The sequence below is a fragment of the Sulfurovum aggregans genome, from assembly GCF_055385215.1.
In genome coordinates this window covers 245370-271300 of record NZ_AP042387.1, presented here as the reverse complement: position 1 = coordinate 271300, position 25931 = coordinate 245370, and the positions used below count along the sequence as shown (strand labels likewise).

The window sequence follows — 25931 nt, the reverse complement described above, 5'->3', positions numbered from 1 at the left end:
TCTCTCTTATATTATAAAATATATGGTATAAATAATTTGCTTCTTTTTCTGTATGCATCATACGCATCATCATGTGCCATCCAGAGGCTTTCTTCTCTTGTGGCTTTAAGTACAAGTACAACGACAAGAGCTAAAAACAGTAAGCTTTCTGCAAGGGTAGGTGTACCGACGAATACGGCAAACATCATAATGATAACAGATGTGTACATAGGATGCCGTATAAATCTATAGATGCCGGTAGTAACAAGTTCTGAACCCTCTTTGAGTTTGGGTTGGATGTTAAAGTTGCCTAATTTATTATGATTTAATGCCCAAAATCCAAAACCCAACCCCATGATGAATAGAGGTAAGGCATAAGCAGAAGTAAAAAAGCCACGGGAAAAAAGAAACATAAGCCCTGCAAGACCAAATTGTAAGATAATAAGTAGCTTCGGATAATAATCATGCATCATAGCAGCCCAAGCCCTAAAGTACGGATCTCATTTACTTTATGAAAGTGAAAAGTTTTGTACGCTTTGGTCTCCGGTTGCAGGAGTATAATGTTTTTATGACTGTTTTTAATGTGTGTTTGTGTTTGGTTATAGATGAGTAGTCGCATAGATTTTTCAAACATTTCCAAGACATTGGCAGTTTTAAAAAAGTTATCCGGCATTGTTTTATCAAAAGAGTTCTCACCCAAAACATCTATAGCCAGAATAGTGTCAAAACTTGCTTCGTTGATACCTAAATTCTCGCATAAAAATCCATCGCCATAGGTTTCCCCTTCTATGATATGCTCTTGAAATATCCCAGGTATTGCCATCGTAGCCAATACGGCATCTTTTATATAGAGATCATCTTTTGAGGTAAAAACTCTTTTGTGTCCGTTAACTAGGTTGGTTGCTATGAGTTTAAGTGGGATAGCCGTATCTTTCATTTTTTTGTCTCCAAAGATAGTTTCAAACATATTCTCTATCTTGCTGTTATCCACAATAGCATTACCCGAAAATGAAAACTTTATCCACTTTGAGACAGAGGAAAATGCTTTAATATATTGATATATCTCTTTTTCTCTCAGTCCAATAGCCATACACGCACCAATAATACCACCCATACTCGTACCGACCAACTCCTGGGGTAAGATGTTATGCTTCTCAAGATCTGCCAAGACACCCAAATGGGCAATACCCAGAGCACCACCACCGGAGAGGACTAATGTGAAATTATTTGTTTTGAGGTTTTTTATCATGAAAGTATTATAGCGTAAGTCATTATCCCAAATCCCGAAATAGGATTCTTGCAATCTTTGCTATGCTTGTGTTTAAGGGGTTTGTGTCAAATTTAAGTCGCACCCATAGGTTCGGCGATGATTGGGATTATTACATTTCTTTAAAGAACCCCATTATGCTATAATCAATTCATAAACCAAATAGAGGAGTTCCCCATCGATGTTATGCCTTTACAGCAACTAATACTTACCTATTTTCTGGTATTACTTGGTGGTATTCTTGTTTTCTCTGCAGTGAGTCACATCCTTTATCAGAAGCGATCTCCCAGCAGTATGATCTCATGGATGATATCCATTTTCTTCTTACCCTATATTGTTGTGCCCCTCTATTTTCTTATCGGTATACGTAAACGTGAATCAAGTCATAAAAAAGAGTATGTGAAATTTCATGAAGTAAGTGAACATGCTGCTCCCTATATATTGGATAATCCCCATAATGCTCTTCAGAACATCCTGAGGAAGAACGGTATTCCTCCTGCAACAAAAGGAAACAGTTATGAACTGATCACAAATGATACGGAAGCCTATAACAGGATGCTTAAAGAGATCGATCATGCAAAGTACAGTATCGATATCTGTACTTATATCTTTCAATTTGATCAAACCACTAAAGTTATTTTAAATGCTTTGACCAAAAAAGCGAAAGAGGGGGTTAGGGTACGGCTGCTTATGGACTTAGTGGGTTCATTGGGCGCAAATTTTAATCAAAAGGGTTTTAAAGAATTAAAAGATGCAGGAGGGGAAATTGCATTTTTTACTCCTATCCTGAAAAGACCGTTTCAAAACTATATCAATCTCAGAAATCATCGTAAGATCTATCTCTTTGATCAAACGACACTGCTGAGTGGTGGTATGAACCTCAGTAATGAATATATGGGAGAGGCAGATGGAAGTAAGCGTTGGGAAGATCTTCTCTATTATTTGAAAGGACCCGCTGTCCATTATTTTTATCATATTTTTCATAATGACTGGGTCTATGCTACCAATGAAGAGGAGAAGGTCGATCTACAGATAGAAGATACGTATGATGGAGAGAATATTGTCCAGGTTGTTCCCTCTGGTCCTGATATCCCTACCGATGCACTTTATGAATCACTTTTGAATGCCATCTATAACTCTCAAGAGCGTATCTGGATCGTGACTCCCTATTTTGTACCGGATGAAAATATTGTACAGGCATTAGTGATCGCACATCATAAAGGAGTCGATATTAAGTTGATCACCCCTAAAAACTCTGATCATCTGCTGGCAGATATGGGAAGAAGCCCTTATATGCGGGAACTTGATGAAATAGGTGTTGATGTGGTCCTGTATGAAGGTGAGATGCTCCATGCCAAAGCGATACTCTTTGATGATATTGGAGGAATGGTAGGATCGGTTAACCTGGACAACCGCAGTCTTTTCCTTAACTATGAAGTGGTCACTTTTGTCTACTCACCAGAATTTATAGAGAGTACTGAAGCATGGATGAAAGAGTTGATACTCAACTCAACCAGAGGAATGGAAAAACCCTCCAAACTCCGTGAAGCAGTTGAAAATATGATGAAAGTGTTTACCCCTCTGCTCTGATGTTCGTTCCTTCTCTTCTTCATCATCGTTCATGCCGTTTGACCTGCCGTAGCTTCGTACCCGATACCTTTGGAATACTTTGCTGGAATGTTTATAAAAAAAATACCATACATCTTGGGTTTCAACCTTTTCTTCAAAAATTAACCCAGGAACAAGAGATTGATTTTTTACTTTTTCAGGAAGCCAACTTTAAAGATGACAGACACTTTACACTCCCGAATTTCACTTTTGATGCTGCAGCCAATTTGGAGTTCCGTGGAGAGTTCTATGGTGTGTTGAGTGCAAGCAGAGTAGAGGCAAAAAATGCACAGGCATATCTTTCAGAGGGGAGGGAGAGTTTGATAGGTCCGCATAAGAGTTTACTTAAGAGTGAGTATCCTTTCGAAGATGGCAGCAAACTTTTGATACTCAATGTCCATGCGATCAACTTTCGTGAAAACCAACGCTATCATAAAGAGCTTGAACGATTTCTGGAACTTATGAAGCATCATGAAGGACCGATGATCGTTGCGGGTGATTTTAACAGTTGGAATAAAAAACGTATACAAAAACTTCATGAAATAAGAGAAAAACTAGCTCTCAACACTGTACCGTTTAAACAGGTAGACAAAGTGAAGTCTTTTATGGGAAACCATTTGGATTTTATCTTCTATCGGGGTGTAGATCTTCTCAAATTCTCAGTATATCAAAATCATGGACTTTCTGATCATAACCCGCTTTTCGCACAGTTTAAAAAAAAATAGTTATGTAATATATCATATTCCAATGAGATCTGAATTTATAGTATTTTGATTTTCAATTTATATCACTGTCAGATAAATATTGAAACTATTATTTAATAATGAAAAAACAGATTTTCCCATGGAGAGACTAAAGGGTTTTTTCTAAATATCTGGCTACCCCATCCTCATCATTAGAGTGAGGCAACACCACATCCGCCACAGCCTTTACTTCTTCCAAAGCATTGGAAACCGCCACAGAAGTCCCGGCAAGTTTGAACATACCTATGTCGTTTACACTGTCACCAAATACGGTAATATCAGAAGTGTCCCTGCCTATATGGTCTGCGACTTTTTGCAGGGCGTGGGCTTTGTCACCTTCGGGGTGGAGGATGGTGAGGAACCAGCCGTCGGAGTACTTTTCCGGGGAGAGTTTGTATTCCAGCTCTTTACCGAAGGTCTTTTCCAGGTGGTCGGTAAGAGGTTTGAGGGTTTTGTACTCTCCAAAGTAGACGAGTTTGAGGTTCATCTCCATGGCTCTGATCTTCTTGCACTCCAACATACGTGGGTCATTTCTGTAGTTTTCGAGTACACCATGTTGATAGGTGTTGAGTGTTGTAGGGAAGAGAAAAGCTTCGTTGAGTTCCATGTCTTTAAGGGCTATGACAAAAGGGTAGATGTTAAACTTGGCTCCCTCATCAATGATGGCATCACCCAGTGCTTTGTTCACAAGTTTGATGTCTATGAGCTTCTTCTGCGGTGAGACTATCATCGTACCGTCAAGGAGTATCATAGGGGCATCAAGATGCAGCTTTTCCAAAAAATCATGTGATTTTTGGAAACTGCGGGCAGTGGCTACAGAGAGAATGGAGTTTTGAGCTTTTTCGTTCCATACTTTGGCACTGAACTCACTGACACTCTGGTCGGTACGCAGAAAAGTATGGTCAAGGTCGGTAATATAGATCTTTTTCATTAGCTTGCAAATCCGCTTTTAAAACAATTTTTCTCTTGTACAATGGCTTTTTGTTTCTCTTTGCGTCTGGTATCTTTTTCTACAAATATCTTCTTACGCGTTTTAGGATCCATTTCCGTATAGTACATCACAGCCGAATAGGTACTCGGAGTAGGGGTAAAGACTTGAGCCTGTTCAGGGTTCATCTTCAGTTCATTGGTCGTAAAGTCTTTCAGCTCATGCATGTCTTTCTCAGTACATCCCGGGTGGGCGGCTATGAGGTAGTAGGTGAGAAACTGTTTTTTGCCCATGTCACGGTTGAGTTTATCGTAGAGTTTTTTAAAATCTACCAGAGTCTGTTTGCCTGGTTTCCCCATGAGTTCAAGCACATGCTGCTGTGTATGTTCGGGAGCCACTTTCATCTGTCCTGAGATATGGTGTTTGACCATCTCTTTGAGGTAGGAGTATCCGTGTCTTTTATCTGCGGTAATGAGGTCATAACGTACACCCGAGGCAACAAAAGCTTTTCTTACTCCTTCTACTTCTCTCACTTTTTTGAGTAGATTGATATTTCTGCTGTGATCCACATGCATCACTTTACAGAGCCTTTCGGCATCTACACATCTGATGTCATCACAGGTCCCTTTTTTGAGCTTTTTGTTACACTCATAACCGTACATATTTGCCGTAGGACCACCTACATCTGAGATGATCCCTTTGTAGTCTTTGTAACTGTTAAACTCTTTTGCCTCTTTAAGAATGTTCTTTTCTGAACGTGTTCGTATGGTTCTGCCCTGATGCACACCAATAGCACAGAAGTTACACTCACCCCAACAGCCATGATGTGTCATAATGGAGAACTTGATGGTCTCCAGACATTTCACTTTTCCCTCTTTTGCATAGTAGGGGTGCAGTTCTCTGGTAAAAGGAAGATTGGCATTTGCATCCATTTCATCTTCATTCAGGTAATCGCAGGGAGGATTTTGGATCAGAAAACGTGTATCGACAGGCTGGCATAGTCCATTGGCTGAGATAGGGTCATTGTTGTCATAGAAGTCATCAAACAGGTCTATGTATTTTTCTTTGTTCTCCAGACACTCGGCATGTGAGGGGAGCTGTATATACTCATAATTCGGCTCTTTGGCAATGTAACAGACACCTCTGATGTCTCTATAGTCTCTACCATCTTCCAGGGCTTTGGTAAGTTGTTCTATGGCTATCTCACCCATACCGTAAATGAGTATGTCTGCTTTAGAGTCAAAGAGTATAGGTTTTTTGAGTTTATTTGCCCAGTAGTCATAGTGGCTTACTCTTCTTAGAGAAGCTTCAATACCGCCTAAGACCAGTGGCACAGTATTTTTAAAGTACCTTCTTATCAGATTGCAGTAAACACTTAAGGCCCTGTCGGGTCGTTTGTCATTCTTTCCCCCCGGTGTGTAATCATCAGAGTTACGGAACTTTTTTGTTGCAGTATAGTTGGAGACCATAGAGTCCACACTTCCACCGCTCACACCCCAGTAAAGGCGGGGTTCTCCCAGGCGTTTAATGTCCACATCTGAGTTGATATCCGGTTGCCCGATCATCCCGACTCTATAGCCCATTCTCTCAAGCATACGCCCTACCATAGCAACACCGATAAAAGGAGAGTCTATGTAGGCATCACCACTGACAAGGATGACATCACATTGATCCCAGCCCAGTGCATCCATTTCAGCCCTGGTAGTGGGGAGAAAATCTTTAGATGTAAAATTGGATCCGTATTTTTTTTTCTTCATGGGACTCATTTATCTTTGATGTTTGCTGATGTCGTATCTGCTGGCCAGAGAGAGAAAAAATTCTTTAAGAGCATATGCCATACCACCATAGAGCGCTTTCATTTCGTGGTCTATGGCTGGGGTTTGTGCTATTTTAAGCAGTGCTTCAAGCTCCTCCATCGTAAACTCTTTGGTGGCGAACAGCGTTTCTTTTTTTGCACTCTCTACCATAGATTTCAGATAATTCTCTCTGCTCTTCTTCATATATGCTTCATCCAGATTTTGCCCGCCCGGAGCAGCCTGCATGAGAGGTTTTATGAGCTCATCGAACATAAGTACCATAGATTCTTTATTATTGAGTTTTTTATTGATCTTTTCTACAAGGTCAATACGTCCTGAAGAGGATTCACTCTCTTCAAGTGTTTTGATATATGCTTCTATTTCTTTGGGATCAGTTTCTGTGACACTGCTTGCTGAAACAAACTGTAAAAGTATGACATTTCTGTAGTTCTGAAGAATCTCTTTCATCTCATCTTCACTCAGTGCTTTTTGAATGTACTCTCTAAAACGGATAGAAAGCATCTGCATATCGTAAGTTTCTTTTTCTTCTGAAGTATTGGTATCTAATGATTGGAAATTGTTCTGCATTCTGGAGAACTGAGCCTCAAGCTCGATCAGTTCTTCCTCAGCATTGGAAATGCTAAGGTAACGTTCTACCTGTTCGGGGGTTGCAGAGCAAAGGAGTTGGACCAGTAAGGTGATGACTAGTAATATTTTCATGAATGCATTATAGCAAATTTTAGAGCGTACTCTACGTTAACTTTTTACCTTTGATAAGAACCGCAAAGAAACGTATGGCCCATAGAATGAACATCAGGAGCCATACTGTTACAGAAATATCAAAGAGTACCATAAAGTTCCACCCCCATGCGGCTGCCATAGAGGTAAACAGACGCATCACTACCACGACCTGTGTCCAGTTGAAAAGTACTTTCTCCCACATATCTGCCTGCATTATATTTCCGGAGTGACCTATGGTGACACGCGTTCCAAAGCCTATGAGTATGGTAAAGACAAAGCCAAGCATAAGGATATGGATATCTAAAAAGAGGAAGGATGTACCATTGATCAAAGAGGTAAGGTTGCTCATCCCTCCAAAGAGAAAGGCTACGGGTATCCAGTAGAGCGCAAGATGGAGGATCCAAAGCAGGGGATTAGGATTTGGAAAAGGAAGATTCCATCTGAAAAGTTCTTTGGCAATGATGTAGGTAAGTGCAAAATCAGCAATGAAAGAGAGGTGAGGGAGTATGGTTTCTAAGATGATATGTGCAACTAAAAGCAGAGTGACTACTTTAAGAAGATGCATATTTTTATCTACCATGCAGTGAGAAAAGAACGGCACCATACGTTGTGCTACAGAAAAAGCAACCAGAAAGAGGTAGAGGTAGATGCCTACCTGTATAGCAAAGCTTTGCAAAGGGTTCCAAAAAGACTCACCCACGATAAAAAGCAGATGAGAAATAAAACCAAAGAGCATCGCTGAAAGTATCCAGAAAATATCATGCTTGTCTTCCATCTGTGAGTTGTTGAAGATGTTGTACAGGATCTTTATAGCCCAGAAATGTGCTCCTAAAAGGAGTAGCATTCCCAACTTGTAAACGATGGTGCTTACCAGTGCACCTATAATAAATAAAAGAGTCCCAACAGCAAAAAGTCCAAATACTTTAAGATAGAGGGACTTCTCAATGGCAGGTGTACTTGAGAAACGAGGGAATGTGGTAAAGATAAATGCCAGAAAAGCAGGAGTAAAAAGTAAAAATATAAGACTATAGGCATGAAAAGATGAGGGTATCATGGTCAATGTCAATACACCTTTATAGCTAAGCATAAAGAGTAGCATAGTAACAATAGCATTCACGAATGCCAGGACAAAAAAGGGTTGATGGGGTTGAGAAAAAAAATAGTGTTCTTTCATATGAAGCCTTGTCTTAAGAATATTGCATCATAGCAAAAGATACTAAAAGAGAGGTTTCCTGAACGATCTTTTCCTGGGCTTGGAGTACTATAGGGGAAGTAAGAAGAACTTTAAAAGCCTGACCTGTTCAGGAAAACTATAAATATGTACTCCTACAAAAGTAGGAGTTTTCAGATTATTTAAAATCAGGTTTAGGTGTTTTAGCTGTACTTTTTGGAAGTTGCGGGTATGTAATGGCAGGTTTTCTTCCCTCTAATGCACCAAAGAAAGTAACGATCTTGGCTGCTTCTTCATCTGAGATCTTGATGCCGAGTTGTGTACTTCCCATCTCTTTGACTGCATCTGCCAGATTCCAGATGGCACCGTTATGGAAATATGGAGCAGTCTCTGTGATGTTTCTGAGTGTCGGTGTTTTTACCATCCCTTTTGCATCACCTTTAAAGTCACCTACATTTCCAAATTTGTATTTGGCAGCAAGTTCAAACGGCTGCATGGTTCCACCGAGTGCGATACCTGTATGGCAGCTTGCACAGCCTTTGTCTATAAAGGTATTGAGACCCTCTTTTTCTGCATCTGTCAGTGCATCTTTCTTACCATTAAGGAAGTCATCGAATCTTGATGGTGTAACCAGTGTTCTTTCAAAGATACCGATAGTGGATGTGATCGTTTCAAAATCTACTTTTACCTCTTTCCCGTAAGCTTTTTGAAATGCTTCTACATACGCAGGAATAGAATTGATCCTCTCTTCAACAAGTGATTTTGGAGCTGCCATTTCCGGGGCTGCCTGCATAGGACCCTGTGCCTGGTCTTCAAGATGAGGGCTTCTTCCGTCCCAGAACTGAGCCTTGAAGAATACAGCATTATACACGGTTGGTGAATTTAGGTGATGTGGATTTGCTTTCCACTGATGTCCAACGGCTGCAGGTACTCCGTCAACTCCGCCGAGCCCAAGATTATGACAGGTATTACAGGAAATGATCCCGCTTTTTGAGAGTCTAGGTTCAAAGTAAAGTTTTTTCCCCAGTTCAACCCTTGCATCTGTGATCGTTTTGTTCGGATCGATCAGCTTCATAAGCTCTGCTTTATCTGTAGGAATAGCCTTTAGTCCAGCCTTGGAAGCCTTATCTGCAATGTCAGATGCTCCCAGTAGTAATGAAGATGCCAAGAGTGACATTCCTATGAATTTAAAGATTTTCATCATTTTCTCCTCTTATATTTTTTATGTGGACTAATTATAAGACAAATCCTCTTAATAGATAATTAATATTATTACTTAAAAAGTATCTAATAATAAAAAATATCTAATAAAATTTTATATTTTAATGGATGATGACATGTATATTGATTTTTGGGTACAATAATACTATCTACGCATTCCTAAAGGGAGTACAAATGAAAAAAGAACCGATTCCTAATAAAAAATTCAATCCCTTTGTGAATCTATGGCTTGCTATTATTGTAATAATGATTGTGTTTGAAGTATATTATTATGTTACATCGCAAGGTCAAACTCAGACACTCTCTTATAACCATTTCAAAAGCAGAGTTGAACAAAATATTATCAAAGAGATTTGGATCGATAAAGACCAGGTTGTAGGATCTGTGAAGGTACACATAGATGAAAAACCAAGATATTTAAAGACAACACTCCCCCCTTTTGAGGATAAAACATTTTTAGCGTTACTGGAAAAAAACCAAGTTGATATTCATGTCAAGTCTCAAAAAGAGTCAAATTTTTGGGTTATGTTTATTTTGTTACTGCCGTTATTTTTATTTTTGGGATTTATACTCTATGGCTCACGTCGTATCAAAGAGCAGTTAGGCGGTATGGGCGGTAACCCATTTGATTTTATGCGTTCAACTGCAAAAAAATACGTTAAAAAGAAGATCAAAATCACCTTTAATGATGTAGCCGGTGTTGAAAATGCAAAAATAGAGCTCTATGAAGTGGTTGATTTTTTAAAAAATCCTGAAAAATATGAAAAAATAGGTGCCAAGATCCCCAGAGGAATACTGCTGATGGGGGCACCAGGTACAGGAAAGACTTTATTGGCAAAGGCAGTAGCGGGGGAAGCGGATGTGCCTTTCTTTTCTATCAGCGGTTCTGAATTTGTAGAGATGTTTGTAGGTGTGGGTGCCGCAAGGGTACGTAATCTGTTTAAAACTGCCAAAACGGAAGCCCCCTCTATTATTTTTATTGATGAGCTTGATTCTGTAGGCCGGGCAAGAGGGGCTGGGATCGGTGGCGGTCATGATGAGAAAGAGCAAACCCTCAATCAGATCCTGGCTGAAATGGATGGATTTGAGACTGATGAAAAAGTTGTGGTCCTTGCAGCCACCAATCGACCTGATGTTTTGGACTTTGCACTTTTGAGACCTGGAAGATTTGATCGAAAGATAACACTTAGTCTGCCGGATATTCAAGCACGGGAAATGATCCTGAATATTCATACACGAAAAGTACATATGGACAGCTCGGTAGAATTGAATAAGATAGCAAAGATGTGTATCGGTTTCAGTGGTGCCGATCTGGCAAACCTGGTCAACGAAGCAGCGATGCATGCTGCGAGAGAAAACAAGGAAGAAGTTTCACAAGAAGATCTATTCTATGCACGTGACCGTATTGTCATGGGAGTTGAACAGGAGTTTGTCTTGGATGAAAAAGATAAAAAAAGAGTGGCTATCCATGAAAGTGGTCATGTTTTAGCTGCACTGCTTTTAGAACATGCGGACCCTATAGAGAAAGTCAGTATCATACCCAGGGGACAGGCACTGGGTATGACAGAACAACTACCGCTAAAAGATATCAAAAATTTCCCTCAGGCTTATCTGCTGGATAAGATAGGGGTGATGCTTGGAGGAAGGGTTGCTGAGCTCACACTGCTCGGTGATCTCTCATCCGGTGCTGCCAATGATCTTAAAGACGCAACCAACCTGGCAACACATATGGTCAGCCAGTGGGGTATGAGCAAAGAATTGGGACCGGTCTATTATCAAAAAGGTGAAGAACATGTCTTCCTGGGGCGTGAAATGGCAATGCCAAAAGATTTCAGTGAAGCAACAGCAAAACTGATAGATGATGAAGTACGAAGGATAATCTCAGAGAAAGAGAAAGAGGTTGGAGAACTTCTTGAGGCGCATAAAAAAGAGATTGTGGCTCTCTCAAACGAATTGATAGAAAAAGAGATGATCTATGCAGATGAGATCAGGTCTATTGTAGATCTTTAAATAACTGTTGTGAATCAAGTCTGTAAAAGAGTTTGAGCTCTTGATAGATATCGGGAAAATACGCTTTGAGTTCGTTGGGTGCTTCAAAAAAACGTTCACTGCATACAGCAAAAAACTCTGCTTCATTTGTTAATGCATATGTGCCTAAAAGTGTGATTTTTCCTGCACTTTCCTCATTGTGAGCCTGATTACGTAATAGATCAAAGGTTTCAGAGAAGACTTCAGACCATCTGTGATAGTTCGAATCTTCCAAAACAGGTGTACCATCCGCAAAGCCATCTTCAAAATCCAATTCATGGGCAAACTCATGGATGATGACATTCTCTTTTTGCTGCTGTGCTATATAATGTTTTATATCCTGCCATGAGATCACTACCGTGCCGTTGGCGGATTGGCCTTCCAACACGGATGTTTCATCATGGTAAATACCGCCACTTGAGTGTGTTTCGTTCACAATGAAGTGTTCCGGGTAGACAATGATCGTACTGACATGGTCTTTTTCACCTGGTTCAAATCCAAGCCTCATCAAGCAGGCATAAAATGCGATGATGACTTTGATCTCATCGTTGATGGTCATTTTTGCCCCAATAAACTCTTTTTGATCTATAAAGAGCAGGATCAAAAGATGGATTTTTTCTTTATATATGGGTGATAGGACTTTGTATTGGTGTATGTTTTGAAGTATGGTTTCATACGATCTTGGAAAGGGTGTGGAGATAAGTCTTTTATATCGCCACATTCGATGAAAATACTTTACACTTTGCCAAAAAAGAAAGAGTGCAAGTAAGGCAAAAAGAAGTTGTATCAGTAGAAGATAATAAGCCATGTATACCCTTTTAGATACTACATCATAACAAAAGTTAGGTAAAAAATTTAAATATAATGTTTAGATAGTTATAATATTTATCTATAATTATTTATTGAAAAAGGAATTAACAATGGCATATATCAAATTGTGCAGCTATGAAGAAATGGATCCAACGATCCAGGAAAAAGCGAAACAAATTTTAGAGAAGACAGGTAAACTAGGGGAAATTTTCGAACTTATCGCACTCAATAAAGATATCTATAATGCTACAGATAACATGGTGCAGGATTATTTGCTTAAAGAGACGCTTTTACCGTATAGTACCAAAGAGCGTATTGCTTTGCTTATCTCGATTGATAATGGCTGTAAAATGTGTGTAGATGTCCATAAAAATATTGCAAAGATGCTTGGTATGAGTGAAGCACAGGTGCAAGAAGTACTTGAGGGTGTAGATGCCATACAGTGTGAAGAAAGTGAGAAGACACTTTTAAGATTTTGTATCAGGGCTTCACAGAAAGACAGCTATAAGATGATGCAAGAGGATGTTGATGCCGTAAAAGAGGCAGGTTACAGTGAAGCACAGATCCTTGAAGCCGTTGCTATCACAGGATATTTCAACTATATCAATACGCTTTCAAATGTGTTTGGGTTGGGGAAATAAACTAAAAAGTGGTTTTGCAATAAAAGAGTAAAGGGGAAATATATATCCCCCCCCCAGAGTAAGGAGAGTAGGTTTACCCTCTGCTACCCTGACCGCCATTACGGCTGTCACGACCACCACCGCTGCGTCCGTTACGTCCATGTCTGTTACGGTCACCGCTGCCTCCGCCACTTCTACGTCTGCTGTTTCCACGGAAACCACCGCGACCACGGTTACGACCACCGCCTCCACCGCCTCTGTTTTGCATTGCACGTTCAATGAGAAGTTCGATCTCTTCAAGACCAAGACCGATGTTGTCTTTACCTTTGACTGAGATCTCACTCTGTACCATAGAAGCTAAAAGATGTGCGATTGTTACAATGTCAAGATCATGCTGAAGTGTTTTAACAAGTTCTATCGCTTTTTCAGTTACCTGAGTTTGAGCGATCTTAGCAATAAGCTCGTCTGAACGGTTGTTTTGTACTTCCATACGTGTCGGGATCACTTGTGTTATAAGTTTTGCGCCTACATCTTTTTCAATACGTTTAATCGTTCTAAGCTCATTTGGACTTACCAAAGTGATCGCTTCACCAGACTTGCCGCCACGTCCTGTACGACCGATACGGTGAACATAACTCTCCGAGTCAAAAGGAATGTGGTAGTTAAATACATGTGTTACATCATTTACGTCAAGTCCACGGGCAGCAACATCGGTAGCGATGAAGATATCGATACCGCCTTGTTTAAATGCTCTGATGGTTACTTCTCTTTGCTTCTGTTCCATGTCACCATGAAGACCGGATACTTTGAATCCTTGTGCTGTCATGTGCGCTACGAGTCTATCCACCTCTTTTTTCATACGACAGAAGATAATACACTTAGTAGGGTTCTTATAATCGATGAGTCTTACAAGTGCATCATCTCTCTCTTTTTCCTGTACCACGTAGTAAAGTTGAGTGATCTTAGAGTTCGTACTCTCTGATTTTGTGATAGAAACAGTCTTAGGATCTTTCAGGATCTGCTCTGCAAGTTTTCTGATGCCTTTTGGCATAGTCGCTGAGAACATAAGTGTCTGACGCTCTTTTGGAAGAAAGGTAAAGATGTTTTTGATCTCATCGAGGAAACCCATATCAAGCATCTCATCCGCTTCATCAAGTACAACGAATTGAGGATTGATTTTAATTTTTCCGCTCATAAGCAAATCTTGAAGTCTACCAGGTGTCGCTACCACGATAGAAGCCTGTTTGATACGCTCTATCTGTTTTCCATACGGTGTGCCACCATAGACTGTAGCAGTTTTAAGTCCAGAGAGTTTACCAAAACGGAAAAGCTCATCACTTACCTGCATTGCAAGTTCACGTGTAGGAACGATAACAAGTCCTTCTACAGAACCATCGGCTTTCATCATACTCATGATAGGCAGACCAAAAGCAGCAGTTTTACCTGTACCTGTCTGTGCCTGAGCGATCATGTCGTGACCTTCTAAAACTAAAGGTATAGCATCTTTCTGTACGGGGCTTGGTTCTGTGAATCCGGCTTCTGTTACGGCAGCTTGTATTGTTTCTTTGAGGTTAAAGTCAGTAAATTTCATATTGTTTCTTTATAGTAAAATAGTGGGGTTTGATTCTTTTATATCCGTCATCTTCTTGCCTGATACCCAGATCCAACTATTATAGGCAGTAAAGCCATTAGATCCTTAATCAAGTTGAGAAAGATAAATATTTTTATTAAGAGATATAAACCCTGTTTTATGCAGCTGATACCAAACTGTGTCACACGGTTAAATCGCGGAAAATAGAGGAGATAGTGTTTATCCCAAATAAGGAGTTTGATACTCTCTTGCAGAAAAGTTCGGAATTATAGCAGGATTATTTGGAAAAAGCTAGGGAAGCGAGCTAAAATCTCAAAATAGAGATCTATTCTCCTTCTCCTATCAGCTCCGAACACAGATCAAAGCGATTATGTGTCATTAAATGTACTTTTCCGTGTTCTTTCATGATGTCATCAAAAATACGCTTGGAAAGGGCAAAACCTACCTCCTGTTGTTTCTCTTCTCCATCCATAGCAGCAAGGTTCATTTCATCTATAATATCTTTAGGTACAGAGATGCCAGGGACCTTGTCATCTATGAAATTGGCTGTTCTGGCTCTTACTATAGGGAACTGTCCCAGTATGAGGTGCGCTTCTTTGGCAGTGTCTCTTATGCTCATCTCTTTTGCCTCTTCAAAGAGTGCAAGCAACTCTTTGGCATTCTCCAGGTCATAGACCGGTTGGGTGATGATGGCTCTTGCACCGTAGTTGAGCTTTTTAACCATACGTTTTTGAAGATTTTTCATATCTTTCGCATATGCGTTACTTACTGCAAAAGGGTAGATGGGCTTAGGAGCAGGGTTGAGTGCTTTGTTTGAGTAGTCCACACCGTTGTTAAGGTGGTAGATAATGCTTAGAAGCAGGGTAGAGTCACGCTCCAGTACCCCTTTTACCTCCGGTTGATCTGAGAACTTTGCAGGGTCACCCGTAAGAGCCAAAATGCAACGCAGGTCAAAATCATTTGCTCCAAGCAGAGTAGACTGCAGTGAGAGTTTGTTTTTGTCTCTCATACTCATTGTGGCAATGACAGGTTTATTAAATGCCTGCTGTACTTTGATGGCAGAGAGAACTCCTGACATTTTGAGTTTGGCAAGAGGATTGTCAGTACATGAAAAACCTGTGACTTTCTCATGGAGTTTATGTTTCCTGATATCTTCTAAAATACCGTCGATAGATGCCCCGTGAGGCGGATTGATCTCAACGGTGATGAACTTTTTATCACTACAAAGGATGTCGCAAAATTTTTCAAACATGAATTTACTCTTATTTTTGGTTTATTAGGTATAATTTTAGCCAAAATAAGCATAAGTATTCATTTCTAAAATACAATATGCATCTTGTCATTCCCGACTACGACCGGGAATCTGGAATTTAAACGACAGAGGATATCTAAGATTCACAGTTTGCTAAACTCCAGATCCCGTGTTATTGAAATGACTACCTTTAGGTACAAGCACGAGAATGACAAAAAAACAATAATATATTTATAAATATCAATAGGACACATGATGAAAAAACTAGCCGTATTTGACTTCGATTCAACACTGATGGATGGTGAAACCATCGACTTTTTGGCAGCATCGCTGGGACTGGAAGAACAAGTAGCATCTATTACAGAACGTGCTATGGCGGGAGAGATGGACTTTTTCAAATCACTTGTAGCCAGAGTTGCGCTTTTGGAAGGTTTGGAAAAAGCTAAAGTAGATGCGATCTGTGCGGATCTTCCTATGATGCCCGGTGCCTCAGAAGTAGTGGCAGGGCTTAAAGAACGTGGCTATACTGTAGTCTGTTTCTCTGGCGGATTCAGAAATGCAACAGCACCGGCGGCAAAAGCCTTAGACTTAGATGCAGACTTTTCAAACTTTTTACATGACGAGAATGGAATACTCACCGGTAGAGTAGGTGGAGAGATGATGTACTCTGATGCCAAAGGAGATATGATAGTCCGTATGCAAAGATTACTGGGCATCTCACGTGAAGATACTCTTGTAGTGGGGGATGGAGCCAATGATCTTAGTATGTTTGCCCATGCAGATACCAGAGTGGCATTTTGTGCAAAGTCAGTACTCAAAGAGGCTGCAACACATTGTGTGGAGGAAAAAGACTTGACACTAATACTTGACATCGTAGACACGCTTTAATGAAAGAGAAAAACCCTACACACTTTTGTAGTATCAAAAGCATAGTAGGGCAGTTGCTACAGCATAAAAAAGAACTTATCTTTGGTAATATAATCGCCATCCTTGCTACACTGCTTGTGGTGATCATACCACTTTTTATTCCTCTGCTGGTGGATGAACTTCTTTTAGGAAAAGACGACCATTTCATCTCTTTTATCTCTGAACATTTCTGGACGACAGATACCAAAGGGTATGTACTCGGTATTTTGGCTCTCATCTTGATCTTGCGTGCACTAAGTACGCTTCTGTCGATAGTTCAGACTAAGATCTTTGTTTCTATATCAAAAAATATTACTTATAAAATGAGGGAATCTTTACTCCGCCATCTTAAAAGAGTTTCACTCAAAGAGTATGAGATGATAAGAGTAGGGGCAGTCACTTCCAAACTTGTTACAGATGTAGAAACGATAGACGGTTTTGTCAGTTCCACTATCTCTAAACTTATTGTTGCTGTACTGATACTGGTATTCTCTGCTGTGGTATTGCTTTGGATACATTGGCAACTCGCACTGTTCATTCTGATCACCAATCCGATTGTAGTACTTTTTACTGTAAAGTTGTCCCGAAATATCGGTAAGCTTAAAAAAGAGGAGAACAAAGCCGTAGAGCTTTTCCAGTCTTCCCTGACCGAGACGCTTGAACTTTTCCATCAAATACGTGCAGCCAACAAAGAAGAGTATTTCTTTAAACAGAGTGAAGCCAAAGCAAAAGAGTTAAAAGAACACTCTGTAAACTATGGTTATAAGAGTGATGCTGCCATCAAGTTCTCATATTTGGTATTTCTGGCTGGATATGAAGTTTTTAGAGCAGTGAGTATTCTGGCTGTGGCATATAGTGATCTGAGTGTCGGGTTGATGCTTGCTATTTTTTCCTATCTATGGGTAATGGTCTCTCCTACACAGGATATTATCAACTTTCAGTATGTCCTTGCCACGGCCAAAGCTGCCTGTAAACGTATCAACAGTATATACGAGATGGAACAGGAACTTCTTGTGGAGCAGGATACTGATCCTTTTGAAAGTCCGGGTTCCATTGGAATAGAAGTGAAGAATCTCTCTTTTTCATATCTGGAAAATAAACCTATATTAGAAAATATTAATATAAAGATACCTAAAGCTTCTAAAGTAGCTATCGTCGGTGCCAGCGGGAGCGGAAAGACTACTTTGGCAAACATACTTGTAGGCTTTTATCCACTAGACGAGGGTGAGATACTTTATGGAGATGTTTCCAATAAAGTATTGAAACTTTCAACGATCCGGGAAAATATTCATCTCATTTTACAACATCCTAAACTCTTTAATGATACAATGCGTTTTAATCTAACGCTTGGGAAAGCTTACAGTGACGTGCAGATAAAAAATGCACTGCATATCGCACAGCTTGATAATGTCATAGAGCGTTTAGAGTTAGGGCTTGATACTCTTGTGGGGAAAGACGGTATCAAGCTGAGTGGAGGACAGAGGCAAAGAGTAGCTATTGCAAGAATGGTTCTCTCTGATCCGAAGGTGGTTATTTTCGATGAATCCACCTCGGCACTTGATGTCCATACAGAAGCTAAACTCTTTGAAGCACTTCAGAGTTTTTTGGCAGATAAAACAGTCATCACCATTGCACATAGACTCAGCACGATTAAAAGTGCTGAGTTCATCTATGTGTTGGAAGATGGTTATGTAGTTGATAGTGGAATACCAAAAGAACTATTGACTAAAGATGAGAGCTACTTTAGTAGTATGATATAGTGTAGGGGTACCCCTTGTGGGTACCCATCTTAAGGATAAAGTTAGTGGATATTTTTCAAGCGATAATCATTGGTATTATCGAAGGGTTTACAGAGTTTTTACCCATCTCTTCAACAGGCCATATGATCGTTGCAAGTGAATTTCTGGGTGTTTCTCAAGATGCCGTGACCAAAGCCTATGAAGTGATTATCCAATTTGCTGCTATCTTGGCAGTGATGCTCATTTATAAAGAGAAGATCACATTTAAAAAGATAGATCTCTGGGTAAAACTGTTTGTTGCTTTCCTCCCTCTTGCCATAGTCGGCTTTATTTTCAAAGATCAGATCAAAACACTTTTTAATGTTCAAACGGTAGCATGGATGTTTATTATAGGTGGTATCGTGTTTCTTGTGGTGGAGTATTTTTATAAAGAGAAAGAGATACATGTGAAGGATGTGGAAAAGACAAGTACTATGCAAGCACTATGGATAGGTATCGCACAAATATTTTCACTCATACCAGGGACAAGCAGAGCAGGAGCGACTATCATTGGTGGGCTTTTGACAGGGCTTGACAGAAAAGCCTCTGCAGAATTTTCTTTTTTGCTTGCAATTCCAGTTATGGCAGCAGTCAGTGGCTATGACTTGCTTAAACACTATCAAGAGTTTGCCGATGCAAATTGGGGTGCGTTTGTGATAGGTTTTATTACAGCATTTGTTGTGGCATATCTTACCATTAAACTTTTCCTTGCCTTTATACAACGGTTTACATTTGTTGCATTTGGTATTTATAGGATTATTTTTGGGATCATTCTGTTAATGCTGATCTGATTTGTAGGGACAGACAGAGCTTAACCTCTACGACAAGTATTGAATTTATAAAATTTCTTACGAGAAATTTCATTAAGTTCAAAAAAATATTTTTGGACATTTATTATGAAGGTCATATATTATGAAATTTAACGAATTTGATTTTCACCGCGATATAGCTAAAGGGGTGAAGATAGCAGGTTTTAAAGAGCCGAGTCCCATTCAGGAGATGGCGATACCTATCATTAAAAATGGTAGTGATCTGGTAGGACAGGCTCATACAGGAACAGGAAAGACAGCGGCATTCGGCCTTCCTATGATGGATAAACTTGCCAAAGGTGAGATTGAGAGAGCGTTGGTCATTACGCCTACACGAGAGCTTGCGACACAGGTTGCAGATGAACTTTATCATCTTGGACGTTTTGCAGGTATTAGAACACTTACAGTCTACGGTGGTGTAGGCTATGGCCGTCAGATCGCACTTATCCATAAAGGGGTACAGATCGTTGTAGCAACACCGGGAAGACTGAAAGACCTTTACAAAAAAGGTAAGATCGATGTCTTTAACCCTGAGATAGTAGTACTTGATGAAGCAGATGAGATGCTTGATATGGGTTTTTTGGAAGAGATCAAAGAGATCTTTGAGTATATCCCTCAGAACAGACAGACACTGCTTTTTTCTGCAACCATGCCGGAGCCTATTAAAGAGCTTGCAAACCATATTCTGTATCAACCGGAATTCATCTCTGTAGTAGGAGATGAAGAGACAACCAATAATGTCATTGACCAACGCTATTATGTGATCAATGAGAACCAGAGAGATGAAGCGATCGTAAAACTTCTTGAAACAGAGGATACGAATAAATGTATTATCTTCTGTCGTATGAAAAGAGAGGTAGACAGACTGACCGAACATTTACGTGCTTTAGGATTCAATGCAGCAGGCTTGCATGGCGATCTTGAACAGATGGACAGAGAAACAGTGATCAAGGGATACAGGAGAGGGGAGACAAAGATCATGGTGGCTACAGATGTGGCTGCCCGTGGACTGGATGTAAAAGATGTCACACATGTTTTCAACTATCATATTCCATTCGATCCGCAAAGCTATGTACACCGTATTGGACGTACAGGGCGTGCAGGAAAAAGCGGCCAGGCGATCACCCTTGTAACGACTGAAGAATTCAGAGAGTTGCAACGTATCCAAAAAGAGGTAGGAGCCCAGATGCGTCTGGCTACCATGCAGGGAGGAGAAGGCATCGATGAAGCCGGTCTTGAATATTTGGCTGAGCAAATTAGAGCTATGCCTGTTCATAATGATGCCCGATCATTGATCTCATATATGGGAGATATGGATAAAGAGTTGCTTTTGGAGAAGCTGATATCCTGTTTTATAGAGAAAGAACAAGATAATGTAGGTTCACAGATAGGATTTGATCAGAATACTGTTGATGAGATGCTACAGGGGTATATGAGTGGACAAAAAGCTACACGAAATAACAATCGTAGAAAAAAGAGAAGATAATTCTTCTTTTTTAACTAACAGCAAGCAAAACTGTTTTAAAATTTGAAAACTAAATAAGAAGGTGTCCGTATGGAAATTAATTTAGTAGGCGAGAGCCTAAAATTCATGGTATTAGGGATGTTGATCGTCTTTGTATTCCTTGTTGTACTTGTTCAGATAATGAAGCTTCAGGCTAAAATTATCAATAAATACTTCCCCGAGAAAGCACCAGAAGTGCCTTCCTCTTCCAATCATGCTACAGAAGAAGCACATCATGTGGCAGCAATTGTTGCAGCTGTTGCAGAATTTCGTAAAAATAAATCGTAAACTAAGGTATCATAAATGGCTAAAAAATATATTGATGTAATGGACACGACTTTTAGAGACGGATTTCAATCTGTCTTTGGCGGGCGTGTCCTTATGGATGACTTTTTCCCTGCAGTAGAAGCAGCGAAACAAGCAGGTATTACACACTTTGAATTTGGTGGCGGAGCAAGATTCCAGTCTCTTTTCTTTTATCTTCAGGAAAATGCATTCGAAATGATGGATAATTTCAGGGAGATCGTTGGCCCGGATGCAAACCTGCAGGTACTTTCACGCGGTATTAATACAGTAATGCTTGACACCGGCAGCCGTGAGATGATCGATCTCTTTGCCAAAATGTTCAAAAAACACGGTACTACGACAGTACGTAACTTTGATGCACTCAATGATGTGAACAATCTTGCTTTTTCTGCTGAAATGATCAAGAAACATGGATTGAACCATGAAGTGGTAGTAACAATGATGGACCTGCCTCCAGGGTGTAAAGGTGCACATGATGTGGCTTTTTATGAAAAAACACTGAGAAATATTTTGGACAGCGGTATCTCTTTTGACAGCGTCTGTTTTAAAGATGCATCCGGTACGGCGAATCCGCATAAAGTCTATGAAACGATCGCTATGGCCAGAAAACTTCTAGGGGACAGTGTACATCTTAGACTTCATACACATGAAACAGCAGGAGTATCTGTAGCTTCTTATCTTGCAGCACTTGAAGCAGGAGCAAATGGTATCGATATGGCAGCATCACCTGTAAGCGGCGGGACATCCCAACCGGATATCCTTACGATGCTTCATGCAACAAAAGGAACGAACTATAATCTTGGTGACTTGAAACTTAACAAGGTCCTCAAATATGAGGAGAGACTCAAAGAGTGTCTTGCAGAGTATATGATCCCGCCTGAAGCAACGCAGGTATCACCGCTTATCCCATTCTCACCTATGCCAGGCGGTGCGTTAACAGCCAATACACAGATGATGAGAGACAGTGGTGATCTGGAAAAATTCGATGAAGTGATCGCTGCTATGAAAGAAGTGGTCGAACGCGGAGGGTATGGCACCTCTGTAACACCGGTAAGTCAGTTCTATTGGCAGCAGGCGTATGCAAATGTGATGTTCGGTCCATGGAAGCAGATCGCTCCGGGATACGGACGTATGGTACTTGGTTACTTCGGTAAAACACCGGTCAAGGCAGATGATGAGATCATCAAATTGGCATCTGAAAAACTTGACTTGGAACCGACAACTGAAAATCCTTTGGATATTGCAGATAGAGATGAGACAAAATCTATCGCACATTGGAAAAAAATACTTGAAGATGAAGGTCTTGAGACAACAGATGAAAACATTTTCATTGCAGGTGCATGTGATCAAAAGGGTATTGCGTTCTTGAAGGGTGAGGGCCCTCTCATGGTAAGAAAAGGTAAAAATAATAGTGGAGAAGCAGAAATGGCAGGAAATTATACAGTAGTAGTAGATGGTAAACAATATAGCGTACAGGTAGCAGAGGGTGAAGGTGATATCCAAATTTCTCCTGCAACAGCAGCAGCTCCGGCTTCGTCAGCAGCTCCGGCAGCAGCTGGAACAGGCAGTGAAGAGATCCTTTCCCAGACACCGGGCAATGTTTGGAAGATCCTTAAAAACCCGGGTGATACCGTTGCAGAAGGTGATATTATTATGATTCTTGAAGCAATGAAAATGGAGATCGATATTGCTGCGCCTAAAGCAGGCAAAATTGTTTCAATCAATGTCAATGTCAATGACGCAGTAGCAGACGCACAACTTTTGGCCACAATGGAGTAAGTATGAAGTTCAAACATCTTTTACTCTCGTTACTGTTTGCCTTTGCCTTTTTTACAAATGCAGCAACAGCGAGTGAACAAGCATCAGCATCTGAGTTTAAGACTCAGGAGCAGTTGATTGCACAGGAAAAGGCGACCTATCAGCCGAAAAGTGTGACAGACTTGATCATTTCATTCTTTCATACGACAGGTTTGGATGCCATTGTAAATCCTAAAGACGGTGTGAAAAATGGTCAAGGTGTGGAAATGTCCCACTTTGCACAGAGTTGGGGACGTGTGATCATGTTTTTGATTATTTTTGTACTCTTCTATTTAGCTATTGGAAAAGGTTTTGAACCACTTCTCCTTCTTCCCATTGCTTTTGGTGGATTGCTCGCCAATATTCCTATTGCAAATATGACCGGTCCTCACGGAATGCTTGGTATCATCTATAATATGGGTATTGCGAATGAATTTTTCCCGCTGCTTATCTTTATGGGTGTTGGAGCTATGACAGACTTCGGTCCTTTGCTCTCCAACCCCAAAACAGCACTGCTTGGCGGTGCAGCACAGTTTGGAATTTTCGGTTCACTGGTAGGGGCAGCGGCACTTTCCCAATACACAGGCATGGTTGACTTCACACTGAAGCAATCAGCTGCAATCAGTATTATTGGTGGTGCTGATGGCCCGACCTCCATCTTTATTGCTTCTGCTTTGGCACCTGAAATGCTGGGTGCTATCGCCGTTGCGGCGTATTCCTATATGGCACTGGTTCCGGTAATACAGCCGCCGATAATGAGAGCACTTACAACCAAAGAAGAGCGTCAGATTGTCATGAAAACAACAAGAAAAGTACATAGAATGGAGAAATTGATCTTCCCTCTTGTCGTAGTAATGATGATTGCACTTATCTTGCCTGACGCTGCACCGCTTATGGGATCATTTGCTTTTGGTAACTTTGCCAAAGAATCCGGTGTGGTTGACAGATTGTCTAATGAGATGCAAAACTCTCTTATCAATATTGTAACTATTTTCCTTGGTTTTGGTGTCGGTATGACACTTCAGGCAGACAAATTTCTTGTAGCAGAAACATTGGGGATCATGGTGATCGGTCTTCTTGCTTTTGCAGGAGGAACTGCTGCAGGTGTGCTTATGGCAAAGCTTATGAACAAGTTTTCCAAAGAACCTATTAACCCACTTATCGGTGCAGCAGGGGTTTCTGCGGTACCGATGGCAGCACGTGTGGCCTCCAAAGTAGGTTCTGAAGAAAAACCGGGTAATATTCTGCTTATGCATGCAATGGGTCCGAATGTGGCCGGTGTTATCGGTTCGGCTGTAGCAGCAGGTGTGTTGCTCTCCATCTTTAAATAATCTAGTAGGAGAGAGTGAACTCGTTTTACTCTCTCATCTAAATTATAAATCAGAAAACAGTGTTTTTTGATTTATGCTTTAGCATAAAAATTAATAAAAGTATAAAAAGAGGATACTATGAGTACCAGAACGCCCAACGGACTTGATAAACTGGGATTGAAAGATATCGGTGATATCTACTACAATTTAAGTTATGATGAGTTGCAAGCGCACGAAGTAAACAGTGGAGAGTGTAAGATCTCCACATCAGGCACAGCAATGTGTGATACAGGTATCTTCACAGGACGTAGTCCAAAAGATAAATATTTTGTAGATCAGGAGCCTTCAAACCAATATATTGCTTGGGGTGATGTTAACAAACCAATGAAAAAAGAGATCTATGAAGAGTTATTGGATCTTACATTGACGCAACTTTCCGGTAAAAATATCTATATAACAGATGTTTTTGCAGGTGCAAGTGCTGCAAGTAGAAGATCGATAAGATTTATCTCTGAAGTAGCATGGCAGGCGCATTTTGTTAAAAATATGTTCATTCGTCCTACAGAAGAAGAGTTAGAGAATTTTGAACCGGATTTCACTGTTTACAATGCATGTAAAACAGTAGATGAAAAGTATAAAGAACACGGAATGAATTCTGATGTTTATGTGGTATTCAATGTAGAAGACAATATTTCTATTATCGGTGGTACCTGGTATGGCGGTGAGATGAAAAAAGGTATCTTCTCTATGATGAACTATTGGTTGCCGCTTGAGGGTAAACTCCCTATGCACTGTTCTGCAAATGTAGGTAAAGATGATGATGTATGTCTTTTCTTCGGACTTTCAGGTACAGGTAAAACCACACTTTCAACAGATCCAAAGAGAGCACTTATAGGTGATGATGAACATGGCTGGGATGATAATGGTGTATTTAACTTTGAGGGCGGATGCTATGCAAAAGTCATTAACCTGGATGCTAAATCCGAACCGGAGATCTATGGTGCTATTATCAAAGATGCACTTTTGGAAAATGTTGTTGCAGATGCAACAGGCAAGGTAGATTATACGGATGGTTCCAAAACAGAAAATACACGAGTATCTTATCCTATAGAACACATAGCAAATCATAAGCCGGATCTTCAGGCAGGACATCCAAATAATATCATCTTCCTTACGGCAGATGCATTTGGAGTACTTCCTCCGGTAAGCAAACTTACCAAAGAACAGGCAATGTACTATTTCCTTAGCGGGTATACAGCTAAAGTGGCAGGAACGGAGAGAGGTATCACTGAACCGGTTGCTACGTTCTCTGCATGTTTCGGTGAAGCATTCTTACCACTGCATCCTACTGTGTATGCAAAACTTCTTGGTAAAAAGATAGATGAACATGGTGTAAATGTCTATCTTGTAAATACCGGTTGGACAGGCGGTCCTTACGGTATCGGTAAAAGAATGAGTATTAAAGACACAAGAGCATGTATTGACGGTATTTTGAACGGTTCCATCAATGATGCGAAGTTTGATACACTTGATACTTTCAATCTTAAAATACCCAAAGCACTGGATGGTGTTAAAGACAATAAAGTGCTTAATCCGAGAGAAACATGGGAAGACAAAGCAGAGTATGATGCCATGCTTGCAAAATTGGCTAAAATGTTCCAGGAAAATTTCCGTCGTTATGATGATAATGGTGATGAATTCGACTATGCATCAGCAGGTCCTCAACTTTAATCTTCTATTTCTCTCTTTTGAGGGAAATCTTCTGC

General features: G+C 40.4%; 22 protein-coding genes. 12 read left to right on the top strand and 10 right to left on the bottom strand.

Features of this window, described 5'->3' with window-relative positions; all coding sequences use genetic code 11:
- Nucleotides 1–11: 11 nt before the first annotated feature.
- Both ACZ48W_RS01270 and ACZ48W_RS01265 read right to left on the bottom strand, forming a co-directional pair.
- Nucleotides 12–452: a methyltransferase family protein gene (locus ACZ48W_RS01270; protein WP_464829033.1), complete on the bottom strand. Its 441-nt coding sequence runs from the start codon at nucleotides 450–452 to the stop codon at nucleotides 12–14.
- Nucleotides 449–1228, bottom strand: a complete 780-nt coding sequence (locus ACZ48W_RS01265; RefSeq protein WP_464829030.1) for a patatin-like phospholipase family protein — start codon at nucleotides 1226–1228, stop codon at nucleotides 449–451. Before ACZ48W_RS01265 ends, ACZ48W_RS01270 begins: the two co-directional genes overlap by 4 nt.
- A gap of 204 nt (nucleotides 1229–1432) precedes the next feature.
- On the opposite strand from ACZ48W_RS01265, the gene ACZ48W_RS01260 reads away from it, so the two are divergent.
- Both ACZ48W_RS01260 and ACZ48W_RS01255 read left to right on the top strand, forming a co-directional pair.
- On the top strand, nucleotides 1433–2836 hold the full coding sequence (locus ACZ48W_RS01260; RefSeq protein WP_464829028.1) for a phospholipase D-like domain-containing protein: 1404 nt from the start codon (nucleotides 1433–1435) through the stop codon (nucleotides 2834–2836).
- The gene (locus ACZ48W_RS01255; RefSeq protein WP_464829026.1) at nucleotides 2836–3579 is read left to right on the top strand and encodes an endonuclease/exonuclease/phosphatase family protein; all 744 of its coding nucleotides are present in this window, start codon (nucleotides 2836–2838) and stop codon (nucleotides 3577–3579) included. Before ACZ48W_RS01260 ends, ACZ48W_RS01255 begins: the two co-directional genes overlap by 1 nt.
- 127 nt (nucleotides 3580–3706) lie before the next feature.
- On the opposite strand, the gene ACZ48W_RS01250 is transcribed toward ACZ48W_RS01255, so the two are convergent.
- From ACZ48W_RS01250 to ACZ48W_RS01230, 5 genes are all read right to left on the bottom strand, one after another.
- Entirely contained in the window at nucleotides 3707–4528 is an 822-nt protein-coding gene (locus tag ACZ48W_RS01250; protein ID WP_464829023.1) for an HAD family hydrolase, read from the bottom strand.
- Nucleotides 4528–6282: a YgiQ family radical SAM protein gene (locus ACZ48W_RS01245; RefSeq protein WP_464829021.1), complete on the bottom strand. Its 1755-nt coding sequence runs from the start codon at nucleotides 6280–6282 to the stop codon at nucleotides 4528–4530. Before ACZ48W_RS01245 ends, ACZ48W_RS01250 begins: the two co-directional genes overlap by 1 nt.
- 9 nt (nucleotides 6283–6291) lie before the next feature.
- Nucleotides 6292–7041, bottom strand: a complete 750-nt coding sequence (locus tag ACZ48W_RS01240; protein ID WP_464829019.1) for a hypothetical protein — start codon at nucleotides 7039–7041, stop codon at nucleotides 6292–6294.
- A 31-nt stretch (nucleotides 7042–7072) separates the two neighbouring features.
- Nucleotides 7073–8236, bottom strand: coding sequence for an NnrS family protein (locus ACZ48W_RS01235; protein WP_464829017.1), 1164 nt, complete (start codon nucleotides 8234–8236; stop codon nucleotides 7073–7075).
- Nucleotides 8237–8411: 175 nt separating this feature from the next.
- The gene (locus ACZ48W_RS01230; RefSeq protein ID WP_464829014.1) at nucleotides 8412–9434 is read right to left on the bottom strand and encodes a cytochrome-c peroxidase; all 1023 of its coding nucleotides are present in this window, start codon (nucleotides 9432–9434) and stop codon (nucleotides 8412–8414) included.
- A 194-nt stretch (nucleotides 9435–9628) separates the two neighbouring features.
- Between ACZ48W_RS01230 and ftsH the strand changes: the two genes are divergently transcribed.
- Nucleotides 9629–11464, top strand: coding sequence for an ATP-dependent zinc metalloprotease FtsH (ftsH, locus tag ACZ48W_RS01225; RefSeq protein ID WP_464829012.1), 1836 nt, complete (start codon nucleotides 9629–9631; stop codon nucleotides 11462–11464).
- Here the strand turns inward: ftsH and ACZ48W_RS01220 are convergent.
- Nucleotides 11448–12290, bottom strand: a complete 843-nt coding sequence (locus ACZ48W_RS01220; RefSeq protein WP_464829010.1) for a M90 family metallopeptidase — start codon at nucleotides 12288–12290, stop codon at nucleotides 11448–11450. The two genes, ftsH and ACZ48W_RS01220, sit on opposite strands and share 17 nt — an antisense overlap.
- Nucleotides 12291–12402: 112 nt before the next feature.
- Here ACZ48W_RS01220 and ACZ48W_RS01215 point away from each other — a divergent pair, with 112 nt between their 5' ends.
- Nucleotides 12403–12933 (top strand): carboxymuconolactone decarboxylase family protein, encoded by a 531-nt coding sequence (locus ACZ48W_RS01215; protein ID WP_464829008.1) that lies wholly within the window; start codon nucleotides 12403–12405, stop codon nucleotides 12931–12933.
- 73 nt (nucleotides 12934–13006) lie between these two features.
- On the opposite strand, the gene ACZ48W_RS01210 is transcribed toward ACZ48W_RS01215, so the two are convergent.
- The gene (locus ACZ48W_RS01210) at nucleotides 13007–14503 is read right to left on the bottom strand and encodes a DEAD/DEAH box helicase (protein WP_464829006.1); all 1497 of its coding nucleotides are present in this window, start codon (nucleotides 14501–14503) and stop codon (nucleotides 13007–13009) included.
- A 325-nt stretch (nucleotides 14504–14828) separates the two neighbouring features.
- Entirely contained in the window at nucleotides 14829–15755 is a 927-nt protein-coding gene (locus ACZ48W_RS01205; protein ID WP_464829004.1) for a methylenetetrahydrofolate reductase, read from the bottom strand.
- Between the two features lie 255 nt (nucleotides 15756–16010).
- Here ACZ48W_RS01205 and serB point away from each other — a divergent pair, with 255 nt between their 5' ends.
- The 8 genes from serB (at nucleotide 16011) to pckA (ending at nucleotide 25896) form a co-directional block, all read left to right on the top strand.
- Complete coding sequence (gene serB / locus ACZ48W_RS01200) at nucleotides 16011–16643, top strand: phosphoserine phosphatase SerB (RefSeq protein ID WP_464829002.1); 633 nt, start codon at nucleotides 16011–16013, stop codon at nucleotides 16641–16643.
- A complete protein-coding gene (locus ACZ48W_RS01195) occupies nucleotides 16643–18421 on the top strand; it encodes an ABC transporter ATP-binding protein (protein ID WP_464829000.1) in 1779 nt (592 codons plus the stop codon). The genes serB and ACZ48W_RS01195 overlap by 1 nt, the downstream gene beginning before the upstream one ends.
- A gap of 44 nt (nucleotides 18422–18465) precedes the next feature.
- Entirely contained in the window at nucleotides 18466–19230 is a 765-nt protein-coding gene (locus ACZ48W_RS01190) for an undecaprenyl-diphosphate phosphatase (RefSeq protein WP_464828999.1), read from the top strand.
- A gap of 121 nt (nucleotides 19231–19351) precedes the next feature.
- Nucleotides 19352–20734 carry a DEAD/DEAH box helicase gene (locus ACZ48W_RS01185; RefSeq protein ID WP_464828997.1) on the top strand — a complete coding sequence of 461 codons (1383 nt, stop codon included), beginning with the start codon at nucleotides 19352–19354 and terminating at the stop codon, nucleotides 20732–20734.
- A 69-nt stretch (nucleotides 20735–20803) separates the two neighbouring features.
- Nucleotides 20804–21040: an OadG family transporter subunit gene (locus tag ACZ48W_RS01180; RefSeq protein ID WP_464828994.1), complete on the top strand. Its 237-nt coding sequence runs from the start codon at nucleotides 20804–20806 to the stop codon at nucleotides 21038–21040.
- Nucleotides 21041–21055: 15 nt separating this feature from the next.
- On the top strand, nucleotides 21056–22837 hold the full coding sequence (locus ACZ48W_RS01175) for a biotin/lipoyl-containing protein (RefSeq protein ID WP_464828992.1): 1782 nt from the start codon (nucleotides 21056–21058) through the stop codon (nucleotides 22835–22837).
- 2 nt (nucleotides 22838–22839) lie between these two features.
- On the top strand, nucleotides 22840–24186 hold the full coding sequence (locus tag ACZ48W_RS01170; RefSeq protein ID WP_464828990.1) for a sodium ion-translocating decarboxylase subunit beta: 1347 nt from the start codon (nucleotides 22840–22842) through the stop codon (nucleotides 24184–24186).
- A gap of 117 nt (nucleotides 24187–24303) precedes the next feature.
- Nucleotides 24304–25896 (top strand): phosphoenolpyruvate carboxykinase (ATP), encoded by a 1593-nt coding sequence (gene pckA, locus ACZ48W_RS01165; RefSeq protein ID WP_464828988.1) that lies wholly within the window; start codon nucleotides 24304–24306, stop codon nucleotides 25894–25896.
- The last annotated feature ends 35 nt before the right edge of the window (nucleotides 25897–25931 follow it).

Excerpts from the sequence above, each read along its gene's own strand:
- ACZ48W_RS01270 (WP_464829033.1), bottom strand. The coding sequence starts at position 452 with ATGATGCATGATTATTATCCGAAGCTACTTATTATCTTACAATTTGGT.
- ACZ48W_RS01265 (WP_464829030.1), bottom strand. The coding sequence starts at position 1,228 with ATGATAAAAAACCTCAAAACAAATAATTTCACATTAGTCCTCTCCGGT.
- ACZ48W_RS01260 (WP_464829028.1), top strand. The coding sequence starts at position 1,433 with ATGCCTTTACAGCAACTAATACTTACCTATTTTCTGGTATTACTTGGT.
- ACZ48W_RS01255 (WP_464829026.1), top strand. The coding sequence starts at position 2,836 with ATGTTCGTTCCTTCTCTTCTTCATCATCGTTCATGCCGTTTGACCTGC.
- ACZ48W_RS01250 (WP_464829023.1), bottom strand. The coding sequence starts at position 4,528 with ATGAAAAAGATCTATATTACCGACCTTGACCATACTTTTCTGCGTACC.
- ACZ48W_RS01245 (WP_464829021.1), bottom strand. The coding sequence starts at position 6,282 with ATGAAGAAAAAAAAATACGGATCCAATTTTACATCTAAAGATTTTCTC.
- ACZ48W_RS01240 (WP_464829019.1), bottom strand. The coding sequence starts at position 7,041 with ATGAAAATATTACTAGTCATCACCTTACTGGTCCAACTCCTTTGCTCT.
- ACZ48W_RS01235 (WP_464829017.1), bottom strand. The coding sequence starts at position 8,236 with ATGAAAGAACACTATTTTTTTTCTCAACCCCATCAACCCTTTTTTGTC.
- ACZ48W_RS01230 (WP_464829014.1), bottom strand. The coding sequence starts at position 9,434 with ATGAAAATCTTTAAATTCATAGGAATGTCACTCTTGGCATCTTCATTA.
- ftsH (WP_464829012.1), top strand. The coding sequence starts at position 9,629 with ATGAAAAAAGAACCGATTCCTAATAAAAAATTCAATCCCTTTGTGAAT.
- ACZ48W_RS01220 (WP_464829010.1), bottom strand. The coding sequence starts at position 12,290 with ATGGCTTATTATCTTCTACTGATACAACTTCTTTTTGCCTTACTTGCA.
- ACZ48W_RS01215 (WP_464829008.1), top strand. The coding sequence starts at position 12,403 with ATGGCATATATCAAATTGTGCAGCTATGAAGAAATGGATCCAACGATC.
- ACZ48W_RS01210 (WP_464829006.1), bottom strand. The coding sequence starts at position 14,503 with ATGAAATTTACTGACTTTAACCTCAAAGAAACAATACAAGCTGCCGTA.
- ACZ48W_RS01205 (WP_464829004.1), bottom strand. The coding sequence starts at position 15,755 with ATGTTTGAAAAATTTTGCGACATCCTTTGTAGTGATAAAAAGTTCATC.
- serB (WP_464829002.1), top strand. The coding sequence starts at position 16,011 with ATGAAAAAACTAGCCGTATTTGACTTCGATTCAACACTGATGGATGGT.
- ACZ48W_RS01195 (WP_464829000.1), top strand. The coding sequence starts at position 16,643 with ATGAAAGAGAAAAACCCTACACACTTTTGTAGTATCAAAAGCATAGTA.
- ACZ48W_RS01185 (WP_464828997.1), top strand. The coding sequence starts at position 19,352 with ATGAAATTTAACGAATTTGATTTTCACCGCGATATAGCTAAAGGGGTG.
- ACZ48W_RS01180 (WP_464828994.1), top strand. The coding sequence starts at position 20,804 with ATGGAAATTAATTTAGTAGGCGAGAGCCTAAAATTCATGGTATTAGGG.
- ACZ48W_RS01175 (WP_464828992.1), top strand. The coding sequence starts at position 21,056 with ATGGCTAAAAAATATATTGATGTAATGGACACGACTTTTAGAGACGGA.
- ACZ48W_RS01170 (WP_464828990.1), top strand. The coding sequence starts at position 22,840 with ATGAAGTTCAAACATCTTTTACTCTCGTTACTGTTTGCCTTTGCCTTT.
- pckA (WP_464828988.1), top strand. The coding sequence starts at position 24,304 with ATGAGTACCAGAACGCCCAACGGACTTGATAAACTGGGATTGAAAGAT.